Consider the following 16,388-nt stretch of genomic DNA (forward strand, 5'->3'; position numbering starts at 1 on the left):
AAGTCTTAAAATGAAAAAAATCACCATACTTTTAGGCGTCTTTGCATTGTACTTCTCTTGTAAAGACAAGTCCGAATCACATACTGAAACTACTGTAACTACAGAAAATCATTTGGATGAATTATATGCTGTAATGCAAGGTTCTTATAATTCTGAAGTACAAGCGCAAGTAGACTCAACATACTATAACATTTCATTACACATGTACCCAATTTGGGAAGGCAAAGGCCATTATCTCTATGTAGAGCAAGCACTAAATAGTATGCAAAACAAGCCGTACAGACAACGCATTTATAAACTAAATAAACTAACAGATAGCACCTATACTTCAGAAATTTACACCTTACCAACTGCGGACTCTCTATGGATTGGCAAATGGAAGACCCCAAAAGCATTTGATGCGATATCGCCAGAAGATATTAGCTTAAAATCTGGCTGTGAGGTGGTTTTAAAACGTCTAGCTAAAAATCATTATCAAGGAAAAACTGGTGATACAACTTGTGTAAGCACAATGCGAGGTGCATCATTTGCCCGAAGTGAAGTAGAGGTTTTAGAGGATAAAATTATCTCTTGGGATCGCGGTTTTGATGCTGAGGGAAACTATGTCTGGGGTGCCGAAAAAGCGGGTTATATTTTTAATAAGCTAGATTAAGCTTTAGGCAAAAACACCTCAGCCATCATACAACGTGCACTGCCACCACCACAAGTTTCAATAGTTTCTAGAGAACTTGATATAATTGGGCAATACTTTTCTATGGCTTTTATCTGTTGCGGAGTAAGACTATCGTAAGCGGCTTGACTCATAATCAAATAACGTTGATTATTACGACCTCTTAACTGAAGCATATTTCCAGCAAATTGATGCATCTGTGCTTCAGATATAGAAATAATTTCTTTACCATCTTGCTTGAGATGTTTCACGACATTTTTTCGCTCTTTTTTGTCATCGATACTATCTAAACAAATGACAGCAAAATTTTCTGCCAAACACATCATCACATTGGTATGGTATATTTCTAAGCGCTTACCATCAACCGTTTGGTTGGCGGTAAATACAACTGGTGTGTATTCAAAATCTTCACAAAACTCTATAAACAAGTCTTCATCTGCACGAGGAGATAGTGCGCAATAGGCTTTACTATTTACTCTATCTAATAGCAAACTTCCAGTGCCTTCTAAAAATATACCTTCGTCTTCTGCAGATGTATAATCAACAATGTTTTCAATATTAAAACCCTCTTCTTCTAACCTTAAAAGAACATCTTCTCGTCGTTCTCGTCTTCTATTTTCAGCAAACATTGGGTATAGCGCTACATCGCCACTTTTATGAAAACTCACCCAATTATTAGGAAATATTGAGTCTGGTGTATCTTGTGAAACGATATCATCAATAACAATAACATGAATACCAACAGCTCTCAACTTTTCTACAAATACATCAAACTCTTGCTGCGCTTTGCTATTAATTTCAGTGTTTTTTATGTCTAATTCTTCCTGAAAGTAATTGTTCACGGCTGTTTGCTCATTCATCCTAAAATTTACTGGACGAATCATTACTATAGTATCTGTAGTTTGCTGCATATCTAGATGTATAAAGTGATGCAAAATTAGTCATTTTTATAATCTGATATTTAGTAGCAGAACTATTTTTCTGCATTAAAATGCCTAAGTTTGACTGTCAATAATTTACACTATGAAAAAACTTCTACTTCTTCTACTTATAATCGTCTCTTGTAAAGAGAATTCTAATACATCGGACTTTGATTTTACTACAGTTTTTGAAAAAAGTGAAGGCCTTGAAACGGCAACATATCAGGAAACTATTGCCTATTACACAGAATTAGCTAACACATATTCTGAAATTTCGATTGAAGCTATTGGACAAACTGACTCAGGCAAACCATTACATATGGTTACGCTTAACCCAAATGCTTCGGGAAGTGATTATGAAACACTTAGAAAAGAAAACAGAATTATTCTTATAAACAATGGCATCCATCCTGGAGAATCTGATGGTATTGATGCCACCATGATGCTCTTTAGAGATTTGGTCAATGGCAAGATAGAGGCTCCAAAAAATACGGTTTTAGTTACTATTCCTATTTATAATGTTGGAGGAAGCCTTAATAGAAATACTGGAACTAGAACAAATCAGAATGGTCCAAAAGCTTATGGGTTTAGAGGTAATGCTAGAAACTATGATTTGAATCGTGATTTCATAAAAACAGATACTAAAAATGCAAAAACATTTGCTCAAATCTTTCATAGAGTTCAGCCAGATGTTTTTATAGACAATCATGTGAGTAATGGTGCTGATTACCAATATACACTGACTCACTTATTTACGCAACACAACAAACTAGGTGGAGAATTAGGCAGCTATTTACATACTGAAATGATGCCACAACTTGAAGAAAAACTAGAAGCCAAAGATTGGGATATCACACCTTATGTCAATGTGTTTAACCGTACACCAGAGTCTGGTTTTTCACAATTTAAAGACTCACCAAGATATTCAACGGGTTACACAACCTTATTCAATACATTAGGTATGATGGTAGAAACCCATATGCTTAAACCATACAAACAACGTGTAGAAGGCACCTACGAACTTATGAAAAGCATGATTGAAATTACAGAAAATGATGGGCATAAAATTTCAGAATTACGGAATGCTCAAGACAAAACTTGGTCTACTGGAGACCAATATCCAATTGCTTGGCAGATTGATACGTCTAAGTTTTCTACACTACAATTTAAAGGGTTTGAAGGCCATAGAATTGAAAGCCAACTAACTGGTGCTAAACGCTTAAAATATGATGCTTCAAAGCCATTTACTAAAGATGTAAAATATCAGAACTATTTTAAGCCTACTAAGGAAATTAGTATCCCAAAAGCCTATATTATCCCTCAAGGCATGCACCCAATTATTGAGCGATTAAAACTTAACAATATTGAGATGACTCAGCTAACAAAAGATACTATAATCAAAGTTCAATCCTATAAAATTAAGGATTACAAAACACGTCAATCACCTTATGAAGGTCATTATTTACATTACAACACTACTATTAGTGCTACTGAAGAAGCGTTGAGTTTTACTGCCGGAGATTATTTGGTAGAGACCAATCAAAAAGGCATGCGTTATGTATTAGAAACACTTGAGCCAGAAGCACCTGACTCATTTTTTAACTGGAATTTCTTCGATACTATTTTACAACAAAAAGAAGGCTTCTCACCATACGTATGGGAAGATAAAGCACAAAAAATACTTGAGAACGACAGTGTATTAAAATTACAATTTGAACATAGAAAAAAAGATATCACAGGATTTGCTAATAACTGGTTCGCACAATTAGACTGGCTGCACAAGCAATCTGAGCATTACGAAAAAGCACATATGCAATACCCAATTTATCGATTACGATAATCTTTAAATCTAAACCAACAGCTTAATATTGGCATAGCTATTTGTCATGGCTTTTTTTATCTTTTTCTTACCTAACCACTTTACTTTTGTGATGCCTTCTTTTTCTTGCGGAATTAATTCTCCAGAGTAGTTAGTCTTCATCTCAAACCAATAGGTAATTTTTATTCTATAGCGACCACGGCGTTTAAATATATGATATGTGGTTTGTAATGCTTTGGTAATTTTCAACCCATCAACACCAGTTTCTTCTTCAACTTCACGGATTGATGTTTCTTCGATAGACTCCTTACCTTCTACTTTTCCTTTTGGTAAATCCCATTTATCATTCCTGTAAATAAATAAGACTTTACCCTCATCATTATAGACTTTACCACCGCCAGCAATAACGTTAGGTAATTTCTTTAAAAACTGTTTTAGTAATTTTTCTTCCTTTTTACCAACAAGGTAGACCGCTTGTAAATTTGTACGATTTAGCATTCTTATGACTTTCGCTAAATCTACTGACTTGAGTAAAAAAACTTTAAAGTCCGTTTCCTTATCAACCTTTGTGGTTAAGTAAATGGGTTTGTCACCTACATAAATAGTATGCATCAATCAGATAACTTATATTTTGTTTCGTAAATGTATTCTTTTTTACAATACAGAATTTGAATTAAAAATTATTTTAATTTAAAATTTTCATCGTATCAAAATTCATTAATTTTGCGACATGATTTTTAACAAAGACATCGCCAAAAAAACTGCAGAAGTATTACTTCAAATTAATGCTATAAAATTGCAGCCTAATGACCCTTTTACATGGGCTTCTGGATGGAAATCTCCGATTTATTGTGACAATCGTATTGTGCTATCTTTTCCTCCGATTAGAAATTATATTAGAGAAACTATGGCTAACCAAATCGAAGCGCTTTATGGTAAGCCAGATGTTATAGCTGGTGTAGCTACCGGAGCTATTGGCATTGGTGCCTTAGTTGCAGAATACCTAAACCTTCCTTTTGTGTACGTAAGACCTGAAGCAAAAAAACACGGCAGGCAAAACCAAGTTGAAGGCTATATAGAAAAAGGGCAAACCGTAGTCGTTGTAGAAGATTTAATAAGCACAGGAAAAAGTAGCCTTAATGCAGTGAAAGCCCTAAATGCTGCTGAAGTGAAGGTCAAAGGTATGGTTGCTATTTTTTCTTATGACTTTGATATTGCAACTCAAAACTTCTCTGAAGCTAACATAGAATTGCATACACTAGGCAACTATGAAAACTTACTAGAACAAGCCCTAGAAACAAAATACATAACTAAAGAACAACAAGACATTTTAGCACTCTGGAATGCTAATCCGAGCAATTGGAACGCTAATTGATATATTCAATAACAAATTATAATGTTATTCAATAAAGAATACTCAAAACAATAAAAATGAACTTAGAATCTCCAAAAGTAACTCTAGATAAATCTGCAGAAGACACTTTTAATTTTTTATCTGATGTAAAGAATTTTGAAAAACTAATGCCAGAAAACATTAGCAAATTTGAAGTTTTAGATGCTGATAAATTTTTGTTTGCTTTAAAAGGCATGCCAGAAATTGTATTAAAAAAGAAAGAAGCTATACCAAATAGTAAAATTGTACTTGGTGCAGCGGGCGGAAAATTAGATTTTTCTCTTACAGCAGATATCACAGAAGTAGACGCTACAAAAAGTGATGTAAAACTAACATTTGCTGGCGAATTTAACGCTATGATGGCCATGATGATTAAAGGCCCAATAAGTAAGTTTATTGAAACTTTATCTACAAATATGTCATCTGCTTTTTAGTATAGCAATTGCACTTCTTTAAGGTCGTAGGCTTCGCGTATATTATCTTCTAGAAGTAATTTTAATTTACCATCATCTGTTACACCTTCAATAAAACCAGAAAACGTCTGGTTATCAGGAGTTTTAAAAGTTGATGGTTTTTTTATGCGAAATAATATGGCTTCGTATTCCTTTTTAAGTGCATCCAAATCCCCTGTTTCTAAAAGTTCAAGCTGACGTTCTATATGTTTTAACAAACGGTGAAAAATTTCGTCTTTACTATATACTATTCCAGTGAGTAAATGTAAGGATGATGCATGAGGTAGGTTATCAAAAAATTTCTGATTTACATTTAAGCCAACTCCAATTATAGAGCCTTCTATTTTGTTGTTTTTTATGACATTTTCTATCAGTATTCCTGCAATTTTCTTATTCTCTGACAAAATGTCGTTAGGCCATTTGATCTTTATTTTAGGCACTCGCAATTCATTTAATGCTTTAGTGATACCCAAAGCAACCGCCATACTTATATAAAACTGTTCTGATACTTTTAAAAACGAAACGTCTTTAAAGACACTAAACGTAAGGTTTTTTGAGGCTTCACCTTGCCATGTGGTACCCATTTGACCTCGTCCATTGGTCTGCTCATCAGCAATGACAACTGTAAAATCCTTAGGCATCTTTTTAAGACTTAAGGTCTTTAGATACGTGTTGGTAGAGTCGATGGCATCAAGTTTGATTATATACATTGTAACTAGCAGGTTATTTTATAGATTTCTTATGACAATTTGGGTTATCAAGAACTAAAAAAATAATAACTTTGTATAAATTTAAAACATTTTAATGACGGAAAGAAATAGCAATGCCGACCAACTCATTACTACGATAATAAGCGGAATCGAAGAGGTTAAAGGAAAAGAGATTACACTTTTAGATTTAAGAGAAATAGAAAATACAGTTTGCGATTACTTTATCATTTGCGAAGGTACTTCAAACACCCAAGTCAACGCCATTGTAAATTCCATACAAAAACAAGTTAGTAAAAACACTAAAGACAAGCCTTGGCACGTTGAAGGTTCTGAAAATGCCGAGTGGGTGTTAATGGACTATGTTAATGTTGTTGTGCATGTTTTCCAAAAGCACATCAGAGAATATTATGATATTGAGAGCTTATGGGGCGATGCAGTAACTACGCAAATAGAAACAAGTATTTAAAAAAGAAAAGCTAAGAATGGCAAAAGAAAATAAAAATTTAAACAAAAAACCTAAAGTAAGCCCGTATTGGATTTACGGAATTATTATTGCAGTTTTTCTAGGGTTACAGTTGTTTGGCGGTAGCGCTTTTCAGAATTCTAAAGAGATAAAAACGTCTGAGTTTATCAAATATCTGGAAGATGGTGATGTTAAAGAGGTTGTAATCATAAGTAACACAAAAACAGCTAAAGTTTTTCTGACTGAAGATGCCCTAAAAAAGAGCGTACACGAAAAAGCACGTTCTAAAGGCTTTATGCCAACGGGCAATGTCCCAAATTATACTTTAAAATTTGGAGATCTTGGAAATTTTGAAGATCGTATAGACGATATTATCACTAAGAATAATCTTCCCACATCAAGAAATGCAGATATAGAAAGTAATGCCTTTGGAGATTTCTTAATCTCCTTATTGCCTTTTATTTTAATTATTGGTGTTTGGATTTTTATCATGAGACGTATGTCTGCTGGTGGCGGTGGCGGTGCTGGTGGTCAGATATTTAATATCGGAAAATCCAAAGCCAAGCTTTTTGACGAAAAAACAGATACCAAAACATCATTTAAAGATGTGGCTGGTCTTGAAGGTGCCAAAGAAGAAGTACAAGAAATTGTAGACTTTTTAAAGTTCCCTGAAAAATACACCTCTCTTGGTGGTAAAATACCAAAAGGTGCTTTACTTGTAGGACCTCCAGGTACTGGTAAAACCTTATTAGCCAAAGCTGTTGCGGGTGAAGCCAAAGTGCCATTCTTCTCATTATCAGGTTCTGATTTTGTGGAGATGTTTGTAGGTGTTGGTGCATCTCGTGTAAGAGACCTATTTAAACAAGCTAAAGAAAAATCGCCTTCAATTATATTTATTGATGAGATTGATGCTATTGGACGTGCAAGAGGAAAAAACAACTTCTCTGGTTCTAATGACGAGCGTGAGAATACGCTAAATCAGTTATTGACTGAAATGGATGGTTTTGGTACAAATACAAACGTTATTGTATTAGCTGCTACCAACCGTGCAGATGTTTTAGATAGCGCATTAATGCGTGCTGGACGTTTTGACAGACAGATTTATGTAGACTTACCAGACGTTCGTGAGCGTAAAGAAATTTTTGAAGTCCACTTGCGTCCTCTAAAAAAAGAAGAGACCTTAGATATCGATTTCTTGGCCAAGCAAACACCAGGTTTCTCTGGTGCAGATATTGCCAATGTATGCAATGAATCTGCACTTATTGCAGCACGTAAAGGCAAAAAAGCAGTAAACAAACAAGACTTTTTAGATGCCGTTGACCGTATCGTTGGTGGTCTAGAGAAGAAAAACAAAATCATAACACCAGAAGAAAAGAAAGCGATTGCTATTCACGAAGCTGGTCATGCAACCGTGAGTTGGATGCTTGAGCATGCAGCGCCATTGGTAAAAGTGACTATTGTTCCTAGAGGGCAATCTCTAGGTGCGGCTTGGTATTTACCAGAGGAACGACTAATCGTAAGACCAGAACAAATGTTGGACGAGATGTGTGCAACCATGGGTGGTCGTGCTGCTGAGAAAGTGATTTTCAATAAAATATCTACTGGTGCTTTAAGTGACTTAGAAAAAGTAACAAAGCAAGCTAGAGGTATGGTTACTGTTTATGGCTTAAGTGATAAGGTTGGTAATTTAACCTATTACGACTCTTCTGGTCAACAAAGTGGTTTTACGAAGCCATATAGTGAAGAAACAGCAGTATTAATTGATAAAGAAATCTCTACAATCATAGAAGAACAGTACCAACGTGCTATTAAAATCTTAGAAGATAATAAGGATAAATTAACGGAGCTTGCGGATGTACTTTTAGAAAAAGAAGTCATCTTTAAAGATAATCTCGAAAAGATTTTTGGTAAACGTCCTTATGACAAAGATGAAGTAATCTCTGAAGAAGAGGAATAAAAAGGGCTCCACTTGACGAAAAAACTTAAATTAACCCAGAGTTAGTTTAAGTTTTTTTATATTTGGGTAATTGACTAAAAAAGCGCCTTAATCGAGATCTCTAAATGAGTTTATTCAGAAAAATTTTTGGAGGAAAATCCCCTGGTTCCGAAGAAAAAGTTCCTAATGAAGAACGCAGCAAATACATGCCCGATATTAAACTCCCTGTAGATGAGCGTTTTACAATAAATTTTAAGGCTAATGGCGGTAAATTCTTATACTGCGAAAATATTGAAGAAGTCTACAATAGCTTAGAAAACATTATATCAGAAAACAATTGGAGTGACAAAAAAGTATTTTTGTTAGACGACAGGCTACAAGACTTATTCAAAGGCTTTGAATTGGATGGCACTAAAAAGACTTCTGAAAGCACTTATTTTTTCACGACCTGTGAGTATTTAATTTCTGATGATGGCTCGTTGCTGATTTCATCAAATCAAATTGCAGAAAAAAAGCTTAAAGAATTGCCTACAAATTTTGTGGTATATGCCACAACGAGTCAATTGGTCGAAAATATAGGCGAAGGGCTTAAAGGCATTAAAAACAAAAACCAATCCAAGATCCCAACAAATATTACCACGATAAAGCACTTTAAAACCACAGAAGACAAAAACTTCTTAAGCTATGGAAGCAGTGCTAAAAACCTATACCTACTGCTCTTAGAAGACTTATAAATGAAGGAACTTTTAACGCGTGCCATTTCTGGACTTCTCTATGTCGCTTTACTTATTGGCTCCATGTATTGGGAAAACGCCTTACTCGCTGTACTTTATATTTTTGGTTTGGTCTCTCTCGCCGAGTTTAACAAACTGATAAAGCTCAATGCCTTTTTAATCACAGCGTCCATCTTTACCGTTTTATACTTTGGATTTTGGTACTGGTGCATGATACACACCTCATCAACAGGGACTAACGAAGCCATACAGATACTTTTGGTCATTACCAGTTTTGTAAATCTATTTTTAATCAAAGACTTATTTACCGAAAAGAAGATGCCCTTGTTTGAGTCCAAGCGCTATATCGCGACGACCTTCTATCTCTCTAGTGGTTTTGTTTTTATGCTGCTTATTGCCAATTATTTAAATTCGTTTACACCTTTTTTATTATTAGGTAGTTTTATTCTGGTTTGGGTGAATGATAGCTTTGCCTATTTGGTTGGTAAAAATTTTGGGCGTCAAAAATTATTTCCAAGTGTGTCTCCAAAGAAAACGGTTGAAGGCTTTTTAGGCGGCCTCTTCTTTGCCTGTGTGTCTAGTTATTTTATTGCAACCTATACCGGAACATTAGGTTTTACAAGCTGGTTAATTTTAGCTATCATTGTGAGTGTGTTTGGTACTTTGGGTGATTTAATAGAATCTAAATTTAAACGTCAGGCCGAAGTAAAAGATAGTGGTGTTATCATGCCTGGTCATGGCGGACTGCTAGACCGCTTAGATAGTATTATCTTTGCAGCACCATTTATATATTTATTCTTAAGAATTTTAAGTTATGTTTCATAAAGAAGGTCATAAAATTATACTCATTACCCTATTTATAGTGGTTGCAGCCATATTTGCAATTGATGCCTTTGTCTCTATAGAATGGTTACGCAAAGTCTTAATGCTAGTGGTTTTGGTATTTTTTGTATTGATACTGCAATTTTTTAGAAATCCTAAGCGTCACACACACGCTAACGAGAAACAGGCCTTGTCTCCTGTAGATGGTAAAGTGGTCGTGATAGAAGAAGTGTTTGAAAAAGAAGTCTTTAACGACAAGCGCATACAAGTCTCTGTATTTATGTCACCGCTTAATGTACATGTCACGCGTTACCCTATAGCTGGTAAGGTGAGTTTTAGCAAATACCATCCTGGTAAATATTTAGTGGCTTGGCATCCAAAAGCCAGTGAAGAAAACGAGCGTACGACGGTTGTTGTAGAAAATGAAAGCTTCGGAAAAGTATTATACAGACAAATTGCAGGTGCATTGGCAAAACGTATTGTCAACTATGCTAAGGTCGATGATACCGCACAGCAAGGTGCTGATTCTGGGTTTATAAAATTTGGCTCAAGAGTTGATTTATTTTTACCTTTAGATGCAGATATTAAAGTAGCCCTCAACCAAAAAGTAAAAGGTGGTGAGTCTGTGATTGCAGAAATGAAATGAGCCAAAGCGAGTTAGATATAGAATTTGAAACCGCCGTAAAACGGGTTAACGACCATACGGACCCATTTCCTGCAGATTTTTTATTACGCCTCTACGCTTACTACAAAAAAGCCACTAACGATTACGGCAGACCAAGCAGCCGAAAGCAAATCATCAACGCATTTAAAACCAATGCGCTCTTTCAAGTGCAGGACATCTCAGAAGAGGAAGCCAAACAACATTATATAGATTTGGTAAATCACTACTTTTTGTACGGGAAATGAGAATTATAATATCGATAGTCTTATTGTTTTACTGTCTAAATAGTTTTTCTCAAAATGAAGAACAAATTTACGGATGTTGGAAAGTAATAGTGAATGCCGAACATAATTTTGAAAAAAGCATAGTTTATAGCCCATGCAATTCAGAAAGAAAAGAGCAAGAACAGGGTTGGTACAGCCGAAAAGTTTACTTCTACAATGATGGGAATTTTAGTTATTCCGTACCTGGAGTAACAGACATTCCTAAAAGAAAAATTGCTAAATGGAAATATTATAAGGAATCCGAAACAATTTACATTTTCAATAAAAATATGGATACTATACAAATGTATCGTTTTAATACACGATTTTTAAAAGATGAATATTTAATCCGAGATTCGTTATTGAAAAACTTTAAAAAAACTACTCCCTAATCAAAGGCATGGTGCTACAACGTAGCAAGCCTTCTTGTTTGGCAATTTCGGCATAAGGGACTTCTTCAACGGTAAACCCTTGCTCACGTAACCAGGTATTTAAACGCGTAAAGTTTTGCTCAGAGATAATCACCTCTTCAGAAATGGAGAAGATATTACTGTTCATATCATACATCTCGTCTTTGGTAATTTCAAACACATTGTCCTTACCAAAATAATCGACCAACCATTGGTATTCTTCCTCAATTAAAAAGCCGTTTTTATGGATAATGGCTTTATCCTTACCAATCGGTTGAAAACAACAGTCTAAATGTAAAGCATTCTCTTTTGGGTCGGTATTAGATTTACGCAGTTCAAAAGCTTTTACTTTTTTATTTGGGAATAATTCTGCCAAGGCATTAACCGCTTCAATATTCGTGCGTGCTGTGATATAATCTGGGTAATCTTCGCCAGTATAGGTCCCAATAAAAATATAATCGTTCCAAGGCATCACATCGCCACCTTCGACATGGCATTCTTCTGGCAGTTTAATAATGTTCTCATTACCAACAGTAGACCACACGTATTCCGTAGCATGTATCTCCTGATCACGGTCTGGTAAAATATTAGAAATGATCAGCTTATCCTCTATGACAAAAGAGATATCACGGGCAAAAATCTGGTTGTAATCCTTTATAATTTCAGGGCGATACACCGTAACATCATATTTTCTCAACACCTTAGCCACGGCCTCCATTTCTGGTATCATATCTTTTTCCTTAGGATAGGTACCTGCCAATACGTGTTGCTTACTCTTTGGATCGTAACAATCTTCGGCTTTTGGTGTTGGGCCATTACTTTTGGCTGTCCCTAAAATAACGGCTTTGAGTCTTGAAGTTTCGTTTTGTATGTTGAGTTTCATGCTGGTGCTAATGTTGACTACAAGGCATAAAAAAGCTTCATAATGTCTTATGAAGCTCTTTTGTTGCTTTTATCTGTTTTCTATTGACGTAAACGGTCTTAGTGTTTCGCCAGTGTATAATTGACGTGGACGACCAATTGGTTCTTTGCGCATGCGCATTTCTTTCCATTGTGCAATCCAACCTGGTAAGCGTCCTAAGGCAAACATTACCGTAAACATCTCCACAGGAATACCCATAGCACGGTAAATAATTCCAGAATAGAAATCTACATTTGGATATAATTTACGGTCTACAAAGTATGGATCTTCTAAGGCTTCTTTTTCTAAACCTTTAGCAATATCTAAAATTGGATCTTCAACACCTAAATCACCGAGGACTTCATCGGCTGCTACCTTTATGATTTTAGCTCTTGGGTCAAAGTTTTTATAAACACGGTGACCAAAGCCCATTAAACGGAAAGGATCGCTCTTATCTTTGGCCTTAGCCATATATTTTTTGGTATCGCCACCATCTTCTTTAATCGCTTCAAGCATTTCTAATACGGCTTGGTTGGCACCTCCATGTAATGGTCCCCAAAGTGCAGAAATACCTGCAGATAAGGATACAAATAATCCCGCGTGCGAAGACCCTGTGATTCTTACCGTAGATGTCGAACAGTTTTGCTCATGATCGGCGTGTAAGATGAGTAACTTATCTAAAGCGTTTACAAGAATGTCGTTCTGCTCGTAGTCTTTGTTAGGACTCTTAAACATCATCTTTAGAACATTCTCTACATAACCTAAACTGTCATCGCCATACTCTAATGGTAAACCATGCTTTTTGCGCATTGTCCATGCCACCAATACTGGGAACTTCCCTAAAATACGTACAATAGCATTGTACATGTCTTCTTCAGAATCTACATTGACCGAGGATGGGTTAAATGCTGTCAGTGCACTAGTCAAAGACGATAAGACACCCATTGGATGTGCCGCTTTTGGAAAGGCATCCAAAATTTTCTTTACATCGTCATCTACAATTGAATGCGATTTGATATCTGCATGAAACTTATCTAATTGTTCTTGATTAGGTAGCTCACCAAAAATCAACAAGTACGCCACCTCAAGGAAGTCTGCTTTTTCAGCTAACTCCTCAATAGAATACCCACGATATCTTAAAATGCCTTTTTCGCCATCTAAAAAAGTAATAGCACTCTCGCAACTTCCTGTGTTTTTATAACCTGGATCTAGCGTAATCACGCCTTTTGTGCTTCCTCTAAGGGCTTTAACATCTATAGCAACTTCATTTTCTGTTCCGGTAATTAATGGAAACTCATGTTTCTCTCCATTGACCTCCAATATCGCTTTGTCTGACATATCTAATGTTGGTTTTTACTTGATTTTTTAAGGATTACGAAATTACGAAAACTACATCGATTTCGAAAGTGTATTTACAATCGTTTTAACAATTGTGATATTCTTATTTTCTATTGAAAATAAAAGCGATTACCTTAATTGGGCAATCGCTTTAACTAGTCGTTATGTAAATTAAAAACTTACTGTATTTTAAAAGCATTGTTTTGAGGAAAGTAAGCCACTTCTCCTAATTCTTCTTCAATGCGTAATAACTGATTGTATTTTGCCATACGGTCGCTACGTGATGCAGAACCTGTTTTAATCTGACCTGTGTTTAAGGCTACAGCTAAATCTGCAATGGTATTGTCTTCAGTTTCTCCAGAACGGTGAGACATCACTGATGTATAACCTGCATTATGTGCCATATTTACTGCAGAAATGGTTTCGGTTAGAGTACCAATTTGATTTACTTTTATTAAAATAGAATTGGCAATGCCTTCAGAAATACCACGTCCTAAACGCTCCACATTAGTTACAAATAAATCGTCTCCTACCAGCTGAACCTTGTCACCAATCTTATCGGTTAAGTATTTCCAACCTTCCCAATCGTTTTCGTCCATACCATCTTCAATAGAAATGATTGGATATTTAGAAGCTAATTCTGCCAAGTAATCGGCTTGTTCTTGGCTTGTTCTTACTTGTCCTGATTCGCCTTCAAAAATGGTGTAATCGTATTTGCCGTCTTTATAGAATTCTGCCGCAGCACAATCTAAAGCAATCATCACATCATCACCTAGATTGTATCCTGCATTGGCAACAGCTTTTGCTATGGTCTCTAAGGCATCTTCTGTTCCGCCAGCTAAGTTTGGTGCAAAACCACCTTCATCACCTACAGCAGTACTTAAATTACGGTCATGCAATACCTTCTTCAGATTATGGAAAATCTCTGTTCCCATTTGCATAGCATGTGTAAAGTCTTTTGCCTTTACTGGCATAACCATAAACTCTTGAAATGCAATTGGTGCATCACTATGAGAACCACCGTTGATGATATTCATCATTGGTACTGGTAAGGTATTTGCAGAAACACCACCAACATATCTGTACAATGGCATATTTAACTCGTTAGCCGCAGCTTTAGCAACAGCCAAAGACACACCTAAAATAGCATTAGCACCTAATTTTGATTTGTTTGGTGTACCATCTAAATCAATCATTAATTGATCGATAGCATTTTGCTCAAACACAGAAACACCCAATAACTCTTGAGCGATTATGGCATTGACATTGTCAACCGCTTTTAAAACACCTTTACCCATATAGTTGTCGCCACCATCTCTAAGCTCTACAGCCTCATGCTCACCTGTTGATGCGCCTGATGGTACAGCTGCACGGCCCATAACGCCGTTTTCTGTAACAACATCTACTTCTACAGTTGGATTACCTCTTGAGTCTAAAATTTGTCTTGCGTGAATGTTAATGATAATGCTCATTGTTGTTTTAATTTTAATGAATTTCAAATTTACGAAAATAGCTAGCTATAACTATTGCCGTGGTTTATTATTACGATTAATAATTACGAAAATGTTTTCGCAACTAAAAAATGGCAACAAAATTTTGGTTTTGTTGCCATTTTTTCATGATTATTTTTTTAGGTTTTCGATAAACTCATCGAAAAGATATGTTGAGTCGTTTGGACCAGGACTTGCTTCTGGATGGTATTGCACCGAAAAGCAATTTTTATCCTTAACACGAATTCCCGCTACAGTATTATCGTTAAGATGTACGTGCGTGATTTCTATATTAGTATTGGCTTCCGTTTCTTCTCTATTAATGGCAAAACCATGATTTTGAGAAGTGATTTCTCCTTTACCAGTTAATAGGTTTTTTACCGGATGATTGATCCCTCGATGTCCATTATGCATTTTATAAGTAGAAATACCGTTTGCCAACGCAATCACTTGATGTCCTAAACAGATACCAAATAAAGGTTTGTTTTTAGCCATGATTTCTTTTGCTACTTCCTGTGCTTCTACCAAAGGTTCTGGATCGCCAGGTCCGTTTGATAAGAAATAACCATCAGGATTGAATGCTTCTAATTCTTCGAATTTTGCGTTATAAGGAAACACTTTGATATAAGCATCGCGTTGTGCTAAATTGCGTAAAATATTTTTTTTAATACCTATATCTAAGGCAGCAATCTTATAGGTTGCATTTTCATCACCATAGAAATAAGGTTCTTTTGTAGATACCTTTGAAGCCAACTCTAAACCATGCATGCTTGGTTGCTCTGCGAGTTGTTTCTTTAAGCCTTCAATATTATCTACTTCGGTAGAAATCACTGCATTCATAGCACCGTTATCTCTAATATAACTTACCAAACCTCTGGTATCTACATCAGAAATGGCTAAGGTATTATTGTCTTCAAAGAACGCTTCTAAGGATCTATCTGCTCCTGGACGAGAATACTCAAAACTGAAATTTTTACAAATCAATCCTGCAATTTTTACAGAGTCTGATTCTACCTCAGAATCTTTAGTTCCGTAATTACCAATATGCGCATTGGTCGTCACCATTAATTGTCCAAAATAAGATGGGTCTGTGAAAATTTCTTGGTAACCTGTTGTACCAGTGTTAAAACAAACCTCACCAAATGCAGTACCTTCTTTACCAATTGACTTTCCGTAAAAGATAGTGCCGTCTGCAAGTAGAATAAGTGCTTTTTTTCTTTGTTTGTACTTCATGCGTTGTGTTGTGTTAGTCTCTTTTTAGTTTTACAAAATTCCAAAAAAAAAGGATAAACTGAAACAGTTTATCCTTTATAGTTATCAATGCTTATTAACACTCGATAATCGAGGTTTGTAAAATGAAGAAAGCCGAATAGAAGTTATATCAATATTGAACTTACAATCTA

18 protein-coding genes are annotated in these 16,388 nt (G+C 35.6%); 11 read left to right on the forward strand and 7 right to left on the reverse strand.

All coding sequences use genetic code 11. The annotated features are described in order from the left end of the window. Positions 1 to 10 precede the first annotated feature (10 nt). The gene (locus tag IEV10_RS12885) at positions 11 to 652 is read left to right on the forward strand and encodes a chromophore lyase CpcT/CpeT (RefSeq protein ID WP_188375153.1); all 642 of its coding nucleotides are present in this window, start codon (positions 11 to 13) and stop codon (positions 650 to 652) included. Here IEV10_RS12885 and ctlX read toward each other — a convergent pair. Then, a complete protein-coding gene (gene ctlX / locus IEV10_RS12890; protein ID WP_188375154.1) occupies positions 649 to 1,581 on the reverse strand; it encodes a citrulline utilization hydrolase CtlX in 933 nt (310 codons plus the stop codon). The two genes, IEV10_RS12885 and ctlX, sit on opposite strands and share 4 nt — an antisense overlap. Positions 1,582 to 1,693: 112 nt before the next feature. Here ctlX and IEV10_RS12895 point away from each other — a divergent pair, with 112 nt between their 5' ends. Continuing rightward, entirely contained in the window at positions 1,694 to 3,430 is a 1,737-nt protein-coding gene (locus tag IEV10_RS12895) for a M14 family metallopeptidase (protein ID WP_188375155.1), read from the forward strand. Between the two features lie 9 nt (positions 3,431 to 3,439). Here IEV10_RS12895 and IEV10_RS12900 read toward each other — a convergent pair whose 3' ends face one another. Further along, complete coding sequence (locus tag IEV10_RS12900; RefSeq protein ID WP_188375156.1) at positions 3,440 to 4,021, reverse strand: NUDIX hydrolase; 582 nt, start codon at positions 4,019 to 4,021, stop codon at positions 3,440 to 3,442. Positions 4,022 to 4,139: 118 nt separating this feature from the next. Between IEV10_RS12900 and pyrE the strand changes: the two genes are divergently transcribed. Both pyrE and IEV10_RS12910 read left to right on the forward strand, forming a co-directional pair. Next, positions 4,140 to 4,784, forward strand: a complete 645-nt coding sequence (gene pyrE, locus IEV10_RS12905; protein ID WP_188375157.1) for an orotate phosphoribosyltransferase — start codon at positions 4,140 to 4,142, stop codon at positions 4,782 to 4,784. A gap of 56 nt (positions 4,785 to 4,840) precedes the next feature. Further along, positions 4,841 to 5,236, forward strand: coding sequence for an SRPBCC family protein (locus IEV10_RS12910; protein WP_188375158.1), 396 nt, complete (start codon positions 4,841 to 4,843; stop codon positions 5,234 to 5,236). On the opposite strand, the gene IEV10_RS12915 is transcribed toward IEV10_RS12910, so the two are convergent. Then, positions 5,233 to 5,964 (reverse strand): biotin--[acetyl-CoA-carboxylase] ligase, encoded by a 732-nt coding sequence (locus tag IEV10_RS12915; protein WP_188375159.1) that lies wholly within the window; start codon positions 5,962 to 5,964, stop codon positions 5,233 to 5,235. The genes IEV10_RS12910 and IEV10_RS12915 overlap by 4 nt on opposite strands. A 94-nt stretch (positions 5,965 to 6,058) precedes the next feature. On the opposite strand from IEV10_RS12915, the gene rsfS reads away from it, so the two are divergent. The 7 genes from rsfS (at position 6,059) to IEV10_RS12950 (ending at position 11,238) form a co-directional block, all read left to right on the forward strand. Continuing rightward, positions 6,059 to 6,430, forward strand: coding sequence for a ribosome silencing factor (rsfS, locus tag IEV10_RS12920; protein ID WP_188375160.1), 372 nt, complete (start codon positions 6,059 to 6,061; stop codon positions 6,428 to 6,430). A 16-nt stretch (positions 6,431 to 6,446) separates the two neighbouring features. Next, positions 6,447 to 8,384, forward strand: coding sequence for an ATP-dependent zinc metalloprotease FtsH (gene ftsH / locus IEV10_RS12925; RefSeq protein ID WP_188375161.1), 1,938 nt, complete (start codon positions 6,447 to 6,449; stop codon positions 8,382 to 8,384). 104 nt (positions 8,385 to 8,488) lie between these two features. Further along, entirely contained in the window at positions 8,489 to 9,097 is a 609-nt protein-coding gene (locus tag IEV10_RS12930) for an LUD domain-containing protein (protein WP_188375162.1), read from the forward strand. Further along, on the forward strand, positions 9,098 to 9,922 hold the full coding sequence (locus IEV10_RS12935; RefSeq protein ID WP_188375163.1) for a phosphatidate cytidylyltransferase: 825 nt from the start codon (positions 9,098 to 9,100) through the stop codon (positions 9,920 to 9,922). It abuts the gene before it with no gap. Then, positions 9,912 to 10,565, forward strand: a complete 654-nt coding sequence (locus tag IEV10_RS12940; protein ID WP_188375164.1) for a phosphatidylserine decarboxylase family protein — start codon at positions 9,912 to 9,914, stop codon at positions 10,563 to 10,565. The genes IEV10_RS12935 and IEV10_RS12940 overlap by 11 nt, the downstream gene beginning before the upstream one ends. Continuing rightward, positions 10,562 to 10,828 (forward strand): acyl-CoA-binding protein, encoded by a 267-nt coding sequence (locus tag IEV10_RS12945; RefSeq protein ID WP_188375165.1) that lies wholly within the window; start codon positions 10,562 to 10,564, stop codon positions 10,826 to 10,828. Before IEV10_RS12940 ends, IEV10_RS12945 begins: the two co-directional genes overlap by 4 nt. A gap of 23 nt (positions 10,829 to 10,851) precedes the next feature. Then, positions 10,852 to 11,238, forward strand: coding sequence for a hypothetical protein (locus IEV10_RS12950; RefSeq protein WP_188375166.1), 387 nt, complete (start codon positions 10,852 to 10,854; stop codon positions 11,236 to 11,238). Here the strand turns inward: IEV10_RS12950 and IEV10_RS12955 are convergent. The 4 genes from IEV10_RS12955 to carA form a co-directional block, all read right to left on the reverse strand. Beyond that, a complete protein-coding gene (locus IEV10_RS12955) occupies positions 11,228 to 12,139 on the reverse strand; it encodes a dimethylarginine dimethylaminohydrolase family protein (protein WP_188375167.1) in 912 nt (303 codons plus the stop codon). The genes IEV10_RS12950 and IEV10_RS12955 overlap by 11 nt on opposite strands. Positions 12,140 to 12,208: 69 nt before the next feature. Continuing rightward, positions 12,209 to 13,495: a citrate synthase gene (locus tag IEV10_RS12960; protein WP_188375168.1), complete on the reverse strand. Its 1,287-nt coding sequence runs from the start codon at positions 13,493 to 13,495 to the stop codon at positions 12,209 to 12,211. 179 nt (positions 13,496 to 13,674) lie between these two features. Continuing rightward, entirely contained in the window at positions 13,675 to 14,967 is a 1,293-nt protein-coding gene (eno, locus tag IEV10_RS12965) for a phosphopyruvate hydratase (RefSeq protein ID WP_188375169.1), read from the reverse strand. A 150-nt stretch (positions 14,968 to 15,117) separates the two neighbouring features. Continuing rightward, complete coding sequence (gene carA / locus IEV10_RS12970; protein ID WP_188375170.1) at positions 15,118 to 16,218, reverse strand: glutamine-hydrolyzing carbamoyl-phosphate synthase small subunit; 1,101 nt, start codon at positions 16,216 to 16,218, stop codon at positions 15,118 to 15,120. Positions 16,219 to 16,388 lie beyond the last annotated feature (170 nt).

The organism is Winogradskyella haliclonae, assembly GCF_014635865.1.
Classification (GTDB): Bacteria; Bacteroidota; Bacteroidia; order Flavobacteriales; family Flavobacteriaceae; genus Winogradskyella; species Winogradskyella haliclonae.